The 11,246-nt window shown below is 61.4% G+C and carries 10 protein-coding genes; 2 read left to right on the top strand and 8 right to left on the bottom strand.

Going from position 1 to position 11,246, the window contains the following annotated elements:
- A partial coding sequence (locus tag GSQ73_RS12380) for an ATP-binding cassette domain-containing protein (RefSeq protein ID WP_158884415.1) occupies positions 1 to 1,241 on the top strand: 1,241 nt, incomplete at its 5' end.
- Between the two features lie 72 nt (positions 1,242 to 1,313).
- Here the strand turns inward: GSQ73_RS12380 and GSQ73_RS12375 are convergent.
- The 5 genes from GSQ73_RS12375 to GSQ73_RS12355 form a co-directional block, all read right to left on the bottom strand.
- Positions 1,314 to 2,522 (bottom strand): serine hydrolase, encoded by a 1,209-nt coding sequence (locus GSQ73_RS12375; RefSeq protein ID WP_158884413.1) that lies wholly within the window; start codon positions 2,520 to 2,522, stop codon positions 1,314 to 1,316.
- A gap of 109 nt (positions 2,523 to 2,631) precedes the next feature.
- Complete coding sequence (locus GSQ73_RS12370) at positions 2,632 to 3,168, bottom strand: DUF4199 domain-containing protein (protein WP_158884411.1); 537 nt, start codon at positions 3,166 to 3,168, stop codon at positions 2,632 to 2,634.
- Positions 3,169 to 3,274: 106 nt separating this feature from the next.
- Complete coding sequence (locus GSQ73_RS12365) at positions 3,275 to 3,688, bottom strand: response regulator transcription factor (protein ID WP_158884409.1); 414 nt, start codon at positions 3,686 to 3,688, stop codon at positions 3,275 to 3,277.
- Between the two features lie 123 nt (positions 3,689 to 3,811).
- Entirely contained in the window at positions 3,812 to 4,828 is a 1,017-nt protein-coding gene (locus GSQ73_RS12360) for a DUF3667 domain-containing protein (protein ID WP_158884407.1), read from the bottom strand.
- A gap of 109 nt (positions 4,829 to 4,937) precedes the next feature.
- Positions 4,938 to 7,013, bottom strand: a complete 2,076-nt coding sequence (locus tag GSQ73_RS12355) for a M13 family metallopeptidase (RefSeq protein WP_158884405.1) — start codon at positions 7,011 to 7,013, stop codon at positions 4,938 to 4,940.
- Positions 7,014 to 7,221: 208 nt separating this feature from the next.
- Between GSQ73_RS12355 and GSQ73_RS12350 the strand changes: the two genes are divergently transcribed.
- On the top strand, positions 7,222 to 7,761 hold the full coding sequence (locus tag GSQ73_RS12350) for a hypothetical protein (RefSeq protein ID WP_158884403.1): 540 nt from the start codon (positions 7,222 to 7,224) through the stop codon (positions 7,759 to 7,761).
- Positions 7,762 to 8,732: 971 nt separating this feature from the next.
- Here the strand turns inward: GSQ73_RS12350 and GSQ73_RS12345 are convergent.
- The 3 genes from GSQ73_RS12345 to GSQ73_RS12335 all read right to left on the bottom strand — a co-directional run bounded on the left by GSQ73_RS12345 (position 8,733) and on the right by GSQ73_RS12335 (position 11,111).
- Complete coding sequence (locus tag GSQ73_RS12345) at positions 8,733 to 9,020, bottom strand: hypothetical protein (RefSeq protein WP_158884401.1); 288 nt, start codon at positions 9,018 to 9,020, stop codon at positions 8,733 to 8,735.
- Between the two features lie 561 nt (positions 9,021 to 9,581).
- Entirely contained in the window at positions 9,582 to 10,046 is a 465-nt protein-coding gene (locus GSQ73_RS12340) for a hypothetical protein (RefSeq protein WP_158884399.1), read from the bottom strand.
- A 144-nt stretch (positions 10,047 to 10,190) separates the two neighbouring features.
- Positions 10,191 to 11,111, bottom strand: coding sequence for an AraC family transcriptional regulator (locus tag GSQ73_RS12335; RefSeq protein WP_158884397.1), 921 nt, complete (start codon positions 11,109 to 11,111; stop codon positions 10,191 to 10,193).
- Positions 11,112 to 11,246: the final 135 nt, after the last annotated feature.

Below are 11,246 nucleotides of genomic sequence, written 5' to 3'. Positions count from 1 at the left end.
TGGTGTTTCCCGCCGTGATGCTGCCGATCCTCGTGTTCGGCCGTCGCGTGCAGAAGCTGTCGCGCGAAAGTCAGGACCGCCTCGCCGACGCCGCGGCCATCGCCAACGAAACGCTCAACGCCTCCACTGCGGTGAAGGCGTATGCGCGCGAAGCCATCGAAAGCGGCCGCTACGGCAGTGCGATCATGCGCGCGCTGGCAACGGCACGCCGGCGCATCGGCATGCGCTCGTTGCTGACGGCGGCAGTGATCGTGCTGGTGTTCGGCGCGATCACGCTGGTGCTGTGGACGGGCGCGCGCCACGTGCTCGCCGGGACGCTCGACCCCGGCGTGCTCGGTCAGTTCGTGGTCTATGCGATGTTCGCCGCCGGCTCGGTGGCGAGCCTTTCCGAAGTGTGGGGCGACGTGTTGCGCGCGGCTGGCGCGATGGAGCGCATCGGCGAACTGTTGCGTGAACAACCGGAAATCACCGACCCCGCAATGCCAGTCTCGCTGCGCACGCCGATTCGCGCCGCGTTGCGATTCGATCACGTCACGTTCCACTACCCCACGCGCCCGGACGCGGCGGCGTTGAATGATTTCACGCTGGACATCCAGCCGGGCGAAACCGTCGCACTGGTCGGTCCATCCGGCGCGGGCAAGAGCACCGTGCTCGCGATGCTGCTGCGCTTCTACGATCCGCAAAGCGGCAGCATCCGCATCGACGGTGTCGACCTGCGCGAGATGACGCTCGCCAATCTGCGCGGCACCATCGCGCTGGTGCCGCAGGAAACCGTGATCTTCAGCGGCAGCGCCACCGACAACATCCGCTTCGGTCGGCAGGACGCCAGCGACGACGAGGTGCGTGAAGCCGCGCGCGCCGCCGAAGCGGATGGATTCATCCGCGCATTGAACGATGGCTACGATTCGGAAATGGGCGAACGTGGCGTGCGCCTGTCCGGCGGCCAGCGCCAGCGCATCGCCATCGCCCGCGCGATCCTGCGCGATGCGCCGCTGCTCTTGCTCGACGAAGCAACCTCCGCGCTCGACGCGCAATCCGAGGCGGCGATCCAGCAAGCACTCGAACGACTCGAAAAAGGCCGCACCACGCTCGTCATCGCTCATCGCCTCGCCACCGTGCAACGCGCCGATCGCATCGTCGTGATGGATGGTGGCCGCATCGTGGCGCAGGGTACTCACGAAAGCCTGCTCGCCGAAGGCGGCTTGTATGCGGAACTGGCGCGGCTGCAGTTCGTCGCCTGATCGCTCAGGGAAACATTTTTCGACTAAGGCGATGGTGCCTCGTCCATCGATGCGCCTTCGAACCTCAACGTATCAATGCGAAGGTTTCGCGGACTCCGCATCCACCGCGCGCTTGATCGCCGCCACGAATCCACGTCGGTCGGCGACCAGCTGATCGGACGTTGCATGCGGCCATGCGCCGACCTGCGCGATCACCAGTTGTCGCGCGGGATCGACGTACACCATCTGCCCGAAGATGCCAATCGCCGCGTAGCTGCCATCGGTGTCGGTCCACCACAGATAGCCGTAGCCGTGGCCGGGCGAGTCGACGTTTTCCTGCTGGCGGATCGCGCCGTCGAGCCACGCTTTCGCGACGATCTGTTTGCCGTCGACCCGGCCGCCATCGAGCATCAACTGGCCGATGCGCGCGAAGTCGCCGAGCGTTGCTTCCAGCCCGCTGCCGCCGGTGTCGTGGCCATCGCATTCGTCCTTGATCCAGTACGCGTCGGCGGCCATGCCGTACGGCTTCCAGATCGTCTGCGACAGATACGCCGCCAGCGAGCGATGCGTGGCCCGCTGCACCAGGATGCCAAGCAGATCGGTTTCGGCGGTGTTGTAGTTGAAGTGCGAACCAGCAGGCCATTGCCGCGGCTTGTCGTGCAGGTACGACAGCACGTGAGCCTCGTGTCCGACGCAGGCGCCGACGTACATTTGCGCCACATCCGATTTGGGATCGTCGTAGTCCTCGTTCCAGTGCACGCCGGAGGTCATCGTCAGCAGCTGCTGCACGGTGACTTTGTTGTAAGCGCTGTCGCGCAATTCCGGGATGTACGTGCCGAGCGTGTCGCCCATGCCGTGAATGTCGCCGCGTTGCAGCGCGACGCCCAGCAGCAGCGAAGTCACTGATTTCGCCACCGAGAACGACTCCCAGCGCTGCGTCGCATCGAAACCCAGCGCATGACGTTGCAGACGAACGCGCCCGTGCTGCACCACCATCACGCCGGCCAGATGGTGCGAGTCCATGTACTGCGCCAGCCACGCTGAAGTGTCCTGTCCCGGCATCGCCAGCGGCTTGCCCTGCGGCAACTCGCGAACGTGCGCGCCATGCTCGACGCGATCGCTCGGAAACAGTTTGTACAGCTGCCGGAACTGCGCTTCGCGCTGTGCCTGCGGCCAGAACAACGTACCTTCGAGTTGCTCGCCGATGGTCTTGGTGCGTGGCTTCTCGACGGCGAGAGAAGGCAGTGCAACGGTCAGGCAAAGCGCAGCGGCGGTCAGGCGAAAACGAAGGGACGCATGCATGGCGATTCATGTCGGAAGCGGACGAGCAGCCACTTTACCGGCTCCGCCCGACATGAGTCAGATCGCACGCAGGCACTGCACGAAACTGTTGCACTCGTTCCGGAGCGCCTCAGACCCGCCGCACCGGCAGAAACCGGCTGTTGCGCAACAGGCCCGCCGACACCAGCGACACCAGCACGCCAACCGGAAAGATTTCCGCGAAGGTCATCGGCAGGCGATACATCGGGTTCGCGTACTGCACCTTGAACGCCTCCATCCCGGCGGTGACCTTCGCCAGCGCTTCGGCGCTCGCGCCCCTGGCCTTTTCGCTGGCGATGATCGCGTTCGCATACGACGTGGCGAAATCCATGTGCGTCATCGATTGCACCGCTTCCCACGCGGCCACGTAGAAGATGCCGGCGATGAAGCTGACGCCCAGCCCGACTCCGAGTGCCGGCCAGAATCCAATCACCCCGCCACGGTCGACATCCCGATATCGCTTGATCCCCATGAACACTGCGCTCAATGCGATCAGCATCGTCGTGTAGCCGATCACCATGCCGTACTTCATCGGCGGCATGCCGGAGAACGCGACGAACGTGAGGAACTCGAAGCCGCCGACGATCACGCCCGCGATCACGCCGTATTTCAGAATGGTTCGCCACATGGTGCAGCTCCTTTGTTGAAGGTGAGGCGCTATTGATCGCGATCCGGCACCGCGCGTCCATCACCCGAACGGGTGATTTCGATGTTTTCACCCATCTTCGGGGGCGTCAGGGCACGATACCCAGTTCGCGCGCACGACGGATCGCGTCCGTGCGGCGCTTCGCGTCAAGCTTCTCGAAGACCCGCGCCACGTGCGTCTTGATCGTGTTGGGCGACACATGCAGGTGCGCGGCAATTTCCTTGTTGGAATGCCCGGCCGCCAGTTCGTGCAGCACTTCCAGCTCGCGCTCGCTCAAGCCCAGCGCCGCCTGTGCTTTCGGGTTGCCGTCGAACGCGACCGGCGCCGGCGCAGCGAATACCCGCACGCCCAGCACGATGCCCAGCAGCAGGAACGCCGCCGCGATCAGGAACAGATACACGTCGCCCGAATGCATCCGCGCCAGCCGCTGATAGTCGAGCCACTGCAAGGCGAACGTACCCGCCGCCAGCAGCGCGCCGTACCCGACCACCCGCTTCCACATCGTCGTCCCCTCTTGCCCGAGCGAGGGCATCGTAACGCCGGTACGAGCGCGGAAGAAAGGCAACGATCTGTTGGACATCTGGCAGCACCTGCCGCTGTAGACATAGCGTCAGGCGACCGCGACTCACGCGCTCCCCAGACTCACCAGCAGCGCGAACACCGTCCCCACGCTGATCAGCACGCTGTAGCAGATGCCGATGACGCAATACTTCAGCGTGGTCATGAACCAGCCTTGCCGATAGACGCGCTTCTGCATGATGAGCAGATAGACGAGCATCCAGATCCAGGCCGCCGTTCGCAACATGCCGAACACGCTGGCCAGCCACGGGACGTGCGCCGCAGCGAGGCCGCTCAACAGGTCCAGCGTCACCAGCACCAGCAGCGACAACATGATGAATGCGTGGCTGTGCATCGCCACGATCAGGTGTTCCATGTACAGGCGTCGCTTGAACACGTAGAACAGCTTCAGCATCAGCGCGAACACCGGCAGCAACACGAACAGCACCTGCGGCGCGACACCGAGCAGGCCGCCCATCAAATGTTGGGCCGTGGTTTTCGTCTCAGCGGCGTTGCCGGAGTTGAGGTGATGCAGGTTGTTGCGCGCGTTCTCGATCGAATCGTTGAGCCAGTCGTTGACGAATTCCGGCATGGCCGCGACATGCCATGGCTTGGTCTGGCGATTCCACACGACCTTGTCGTCGAACGTGATGTTGCCATCCGCGAAATGGGTGTCCTGCTTTTCCGCCGGCGCACTCGCCGACGTGATCACTGTCGGCGATGCCTGGTACATCACGAAGTGATTCGCGTCCGTGCGCAGCAACAACTGTATGGCCAGAAACGCGATGATCGCCAGAAAAAACACCAGCCGGAACGGGGTCACGTATCGCGCGCGCTTGCCGGCGAAATAATTCAGCGTGAGTACGCCGGGCCGGAAATACAGCGGCAGCAGCGTGTGCACGATGCGCGCATCGATATTGAGCACGCTGTCCATCACGTCGCCCATCACGCTGCCGAAGTGCCGCACCAATCCCTCGATCGGCTGTCCGCACTCGTAGCAATACTTGCCATGCAGCGGGGTGCCGCAATTGCCGCAGGCGACGTGGTCGGAATCAGGCGTTGGCAGTGCGGGTGGCGATGTCATGGTGGGCGATTTCCTTGTGCAGGCATTGGATCACATGCACGCGGCCGACATCACTTCCCGTCGCACCGGCGCGTTCACTCGAAGGTCAAAGCGCCGGCACGTCGACGTACTACCAGATGCGCACCCGGTCAGCCGGCGCGAGATACAGCGTGTCGCCCGGCTTGATGCCGAAGGCCTGATACCACGCGTCGAGGTTGCGTACCGGGCCATTGACGCGAAACGCGCGCGGCGAATGCGGATCGCTGGTGACCTGGCGGCGTATCGCGTCGTCCGTCAACTTGCCGCGCCATGCCTGCGCCCAGCCGAGAAACACGCGCTGGTCGCCGGTGGTGCCATCGATCACCGGCGCCGGCTTGCCGTGCAGGGAGGCGTGATAAGCGTCGAATGCCAGCGTGAGTCCGCCGAGGTCGGCGATGTTTTCGCCCATGGTCAGGTCGCCGTTGATATGCACGCCAGGCAGCGGCTGGAATGCGGAATACTGCGCGCCGAGTTTTTTCGCCCGTGCCTCGAACGCAGTGGCATCGGCGGCAGTCCACCAGTCGTGCAACGCACCGTCGGCATCGATCTTTCGACCTTCATCGTCAAAGCCGTGAGTCATCTCATGGCCGATCACCGCGCCGATCGCGCCGTAGTTGATCGCCGGGTCGGCTTTCGGATCGAAGATCGGCGCCTGCAGGATGCCCGCCGGAAACACGATGTCGCGCAGCGTGCCGTTATACGCATCGTTGGTCTGCGGCGACATGATCCAGTCGGAGCGATCCACCGGGCCGTTGATGCGGCCGACGTAGAAGTGCCAGTCCGCCGTGGCCGCGCGCGTCACGTTGCCGATCAGGTCGTCACTGCGAATCACCACGTTCGCGTAATCGCGCGGGTGATCCGGATAGCCCACCTTGATCGTGTACGTGTCGAGTTTCCGCAGCGCCTGTTGCCGCGTGGCCGGGCTCATCCAGTCGAGCTTTTCGATGCGCGCGTGATACGTCGCCTTGAGGTTGTCGACCAGCGCTTCGATCTTCGCTTTGGACGCGGGCGGAAAATACTGCGCGGTATAAAGCTGCCCCACGCCCCAGCTGAGATTGCCGAAACAATCGAGCCGCTCGCCGACAGCGCAGTCACCGCCGGAGACGGCATGCACCGCACGCTTCCAGCGCACGGCGTCCACCTGCTGACCGGACAAGGTCTTTTCGTGCATGTCGAAATACGCCTGCTGAAAGGGCTGCGACAGGTAGTACGCCGCGTTGTCGGCCACACGCACGGCCTGCCATGCCTGGATCGTCGCTATCGGTGTATGCGCGTAGAGATCGGCAAGTTTCGGGAACGCGGTTTTTTCGCCGACCACCACACGCTGCACGTGACCAAGCCCGGCCGCATCGAAAAACGCCGGCCATGCGAAACCGGGCGCCAGCTGCTGCAGTTCGGCGATGCGCATCGGGTTGTACGTGGCCACGGGATCGCGTTGCTGCACCTTGCTCCAGCTCGACTCGGCGATCCGCGTTTCGAACGCCACCACATCGCGCGCGCTGGCTTCGGGATTCGGCCAGCCGGATAGCGCCAGCAGGCGCGAGGCATACGCCCGGTATGCGGCCTTCTGCTTGGCGAAATCCGGCTTCATGTAGTAGTCGCGATCGGGCAGGCCCAAGCCTGCCTGCACGATGTAGACGGCGTAATGCTTCGGGTCCTTCAAGTCGACATCGATGAAGGCGTTGAACAACGCGCCTTCGAAATCCGTCGTGGTGCGGCCCATCAATCCGGCCAGCGCATCGCGCGTGGTGGCACCGCGCACGTCAGCCAGTTCCGGCGCGATGGCCTTCGCGCCGAGCGCGTCGACGCGCGCGCTATCCATGAACGACGCATAGAACGCGCCGACCTTGTCCTGCAGCGTGGCTGGCGACTTCCCGGCATGCTTCGCGGCGTCTTCCACGATGGTGTGCAGGCGCTGCTCGGTGCGATCCGTCATCAACAGCCGCAAACTTACCGCCGGCTTGTCGGCGGGGATCGCCGTGCGATCGAGCCAGCGCCCGTTGGCGTAGCGGAAAAAATTGTCGCCCGGCTTGCCCTGCATGTCCGCACCGGCGCTGTCGAAACCCCAGCGGCCGTATTGCGGTGCGTTGCTCGTTGTATCCGCTGCCCACGCAGCACCGGCCAGCCAGAACGCGGCGCAGGCAATGGCGATGATCGTCTTGTTCATGCAGTCCCCTTTGGATGGCTAACCGGATCATCGTACGCCGGGTTTCCAAAGCCGTGCCACATCCGTTGGTCATGCACCGGGATCGACGCGGAACGTTGAATGACCTGGAACATCTGTGGAAAAGAGATCGAACACGCAGCACCGGAAAAGTCGCGCTTGATACAGTGCGCACCGACCCGGGCGTCGGGTCATCAAGGAGCGACACGACGTGAAACTTCATGCACGCTGGACCACCCACCTCGCCGGCATTGTTCTGCTCGTCGCCGGCACGTCGGCGCAGGCCGCCACACACCGGCATGTGCAAAGCGCCTTGCTGCACGCCGGCTTCGACATCGACAGCACCTGGCATCAAAAAGATTGCGGCGCAGTGGCGGACGGCGTCCCGTGCGTTGCCTACCAGACCAGCGACAACAAATCGGACCTCTTCTACATCTCTTCAAAAGCCTTGCCGCTGGACGACGCCATGACCGCCGACGTGCTGTTCGCAAAAGACGGAAAAGGCGGCTGGACCAAATCCGGGCGCATGGACAAGCAAGCCGCAGAGCGCATCGAAGGCAAAGGCTGGAAAGGCTGGCGCGCCACCGCCGACTGCGGCATCGAGGACGAAAACGGCGTGCACGATACCGGCGAATGCATGACCGTGTTCGTCAGTAACGGCCAGCGCACCATCATCGTCGAGACCTCCGGCACGGTATCGAACGACGACGTGCTCGGCATCGTCGTTTCGACGCTTTCCATCGGGAAGTAAGGACAAAAAAAGCCCCGCAGTGCGGGGCTTTCTGCAACGCGCCGATGAGAGCAGCCAGAGATCAGGCCGTCGGAAACGCTTCGGTTCGTTTCTTCGCCATAGTCCCTCCTCGCCCCGGTCGGGCAGTCTATGGCTCAAACACAAGATTGCCGACAGTCCCTTCCGAATCCATCAGCGGACCAGAAAGACCCACGCGCCACCGGAAAAGAGCCAAGGACGGCTCTCCGAGAGCCAACGTCGACACTCAAAGACCCACGGTCGGCTCCATAAGACCCAAGCGCCGATGAAAAAGAGCCACCGTCGGGACGCGGAGAGCCACGTTTGGCATTCGGAGAGCCAACGTTGGCTCTCAAAGACCCACGCTTGGCACTAAAAGACCCAAGCGACGATGAAAAAGACTCAACGTTGGGACTCTGGGAGCCACGGTTGGCACTCGGAGAGCCACCGTTGGCTCTCAAAGACCCACGCTTGGCTCTAAAAGAGCCAAGCGCCGATGAAAAAAATCCAACGTTGGGGCTCGGAGAGCCACGGTTGGCACTCGGAGAGCGATCGAACACGGGTCAGAATCGACATTCCAAGGCACCCGCCCCAAGGAAAGTGCCCACTGTCCCGGGTTTCGGAAGTTGACCAGAGCGAGATCTAGCGCCCTATCGGCCGTGCAATGGGGGCCATCCTTGATGAAACCGTTTGGCCTGCCGTTCGCGCTTACCCGGAAAGAAACTTGGGTAGCCGTCGTCAGGGCCAGGGTCGCTGCGCGACCGGTTTGAGCTAGGAGCAGTAATTCAATCCGCAACACTGACCCCGCTCATACGTGGGTTCATGTCGATGATGCGCTGTGCGGTCCGCCTTGCAGCTGACACGGCCTGCCCCTCCCTCGTGGAGCACCTGTTGCCCAAGGCGTGCAGTGAGCCTTCGAACCCGGCCTATGAAATGTCCGCTTTGGGTCGAAGCGGACTTGGACAGGTCAAGCGTTAGTGGTTTCCCTCATAGGGGTCCTTGACCCCCAACAGACCCAAGACTTCCTCGCGATCCTGCGGAGAAACGTCCCTGCTTTGAAAGTCGCCACAACCTTGTGCCGTCAGGAAATTGTTTCCTACATCGAGGTCGCCGAGAAATTTGTTCCCCGCATAGAAATTGGCTCCTACTAGAGCAACGGGTACACCGGCCCCATTCGTTTTCCATTGGGTGTCGTGCGTTCGGGCGAAAGCTGTGAGTTGACCAATTTCACGGTTGTCACGAATGACTCGCAGTGTTGTCATGTTGCTCGTCGCGATGTCTATTCGATCAGCTTGATTCAATCGACCGAAATCCATCCGTGTACAGCGCTGCTCGCTTGGCACGCAGTCAGATCGAGAATGCATAAAACAAGAGCGACCTTACGCGTCAATGACACAAACGTATTCACCGATCCTCCTGCATTTGGCAATCGAACAACTTCACTCTTCAGGTCCGCTCTGGGTCGGAAGCGGACGTTAGCGTCAAAGTGAAAACCGTTCGCGCAGCGACGCCGAGTCAATGAGGAGGTCCTCGCCGAGAATATGCGCTAGTTGGGTAACCTGTTCCGTCCATCCTTGTTGGTTGTGACTAGGCAACTTGTATTCGGTGAATAGTGTCCGCCGCCCGTCGGGCGACACACGAAACACGCGAATCAAAGCTGTGTCGGCATCTACAGTTACCAAGTGATCGTGCACGTTCTCACCCCTAAACTCGTGACACTGAGAGTAAGCCTCGCGATGTGGCCCGCACGTCCGCTTTGGGTCGAAAGCGGACACTGGATGAGTGTCACAGCACCACTGGCGCCGATCGTCTCTAAGTTCTCATCATCTATGTTGCTTTGACAGCAAGAAGCTTCGCAAACGCTGCGTCAAGACGAATACTGCAATGCCCACCAAAATACATATCAGAGCCCGAAGTCCTAAAGCACCGAACAGCCTATGCCAGTCACCTGCAAAAGCCTCACCAATTAGGGCGACCGCTCCAGCGAGGATGGCGGCTAGCGCCAAGGCGCGCAGGGGAAGCCGCCAGAGTCCAGAAGCGTCGCCGCTGGCCACGCCCGCTCCCACCAAAAGAAGCAGTGAAGATACGAAACCAAAGAGCACTCGAAGCGCAATGAAATGAGATAGCGATACAAGCGCGGTGGCCACCAAATAGAAAGACGCGAAGGCGCTGATGAAGCTCACGATTAAGAGTATGGCCTCTAAAAGCAAGCGGCCATCAGAATGTTTTTTCGTGTTGACGGCGCTTTCTAAGAGCACATTGAATGCTACAGCCCGGAGACGTCGCATCTAACTTTCCTTACTTTTAAGACAGCGGTCATCCCAATTTATTTCCTGTTGATCGGACTTTAATGTCCGCTATGGGTCGAAAGCAGACATTCTCAGTTGAGGTATCGCTCGGCTGAAATGACGGATTGTTTCCAAACCTTCCAACTAGCGAAGTCGTGCTTGGGCGCGGTAGCGTGCGGGAGCCTTGCCAACAAGCCGTTTGAACGCATTGCTGAATGCACTTTCCGATGTGTATCCCAGCGAATAACCAAGTGTTGAAATCGCGCTATCGCCGTCGCGCAATGCCCGTTCTGCCAAACGCATACGCCACTGTGCCAGGTACGCGAGCGGCGTGATCCCGGCGTCTGCTTTGAAATGGACCGCAAATGTTGCGCGTGACATGTTGCACTCGCGAGCAAGTTCTTCCAGTCCCCATGCTCTGGCCGGTTCGCCGTGAAGCAGTCGGACAGCAGGTGCCAGGCGTCGATTGCCCACCAGGCGCAACCAGCCCGGAGCAAGCTCGGCACCCGAGTCCAGACGGGCGCGAAGAATCTCGATGAACATCAAGTGGGCGAGTTGAGTCGACGCCGTCGCGACACCCGGCATGTCCTCCGTCCGCTCGCGCACGAGTTGCGTGAGCAGACATTCGAGGATGGTTGCGTGTTGTGATCCATGGCGAATGTGAATCGATGACGGCAATGCATCGATGAGCGCCGCTCCATGCGCTGCGTCCAGTTCCACCTTGCCGCCGATCATCAAGAACTGCTCGCCTTGGCCATGATGAAGTCGGCCATCCGTGCCCGATGCGAGCACGTCTTCGAAATCGACCGGCGTCGTGGCCATATCACTGGCCAGAACGGCCCCTTCAGACGCGGTACGCAAAAGAAAGTCTCCGGCTTCGAGATGGAGCAGCGCGTTGGCTGATCCAATCCGTACCCAGCACTCGCCTCGCGCGACGCCCCAGAAGTTGACGAGGTCCGACGGCGGAAATCGAATCGACCACGCACCACCCGCCACCAGACTGCCGGACACAACCGACTTGGCCCGGATCAGGTCAAGAACATCGGAAAAGGGGTCAACAGACATCTCGGACCTCAAGACATAGAGGAGTCTATGTAATTTTCAGACTATTGAGCAATTAATCAAGACGTAAAAGTATTCATAGTCTGACCAAGCCACCTTACCATCAATCACATGGTCGAGCTTCCTCGACGCTCATGC

It is taken from the genome of Rhodanobacter sp. L36, from assembly GCF_009765755.1.
Taxonomy (GTDB): domain Bacteria; phylum Pseudomonadota; class Gammaproteobacteria; order Xanthomonadales; family Rhodanobacteraceae; genus Rhodanobacter.
Note: the sequence above shows the minus strand (reverse complement) of the source record. Positions and strands in the feature narration are given on the sequence as shown.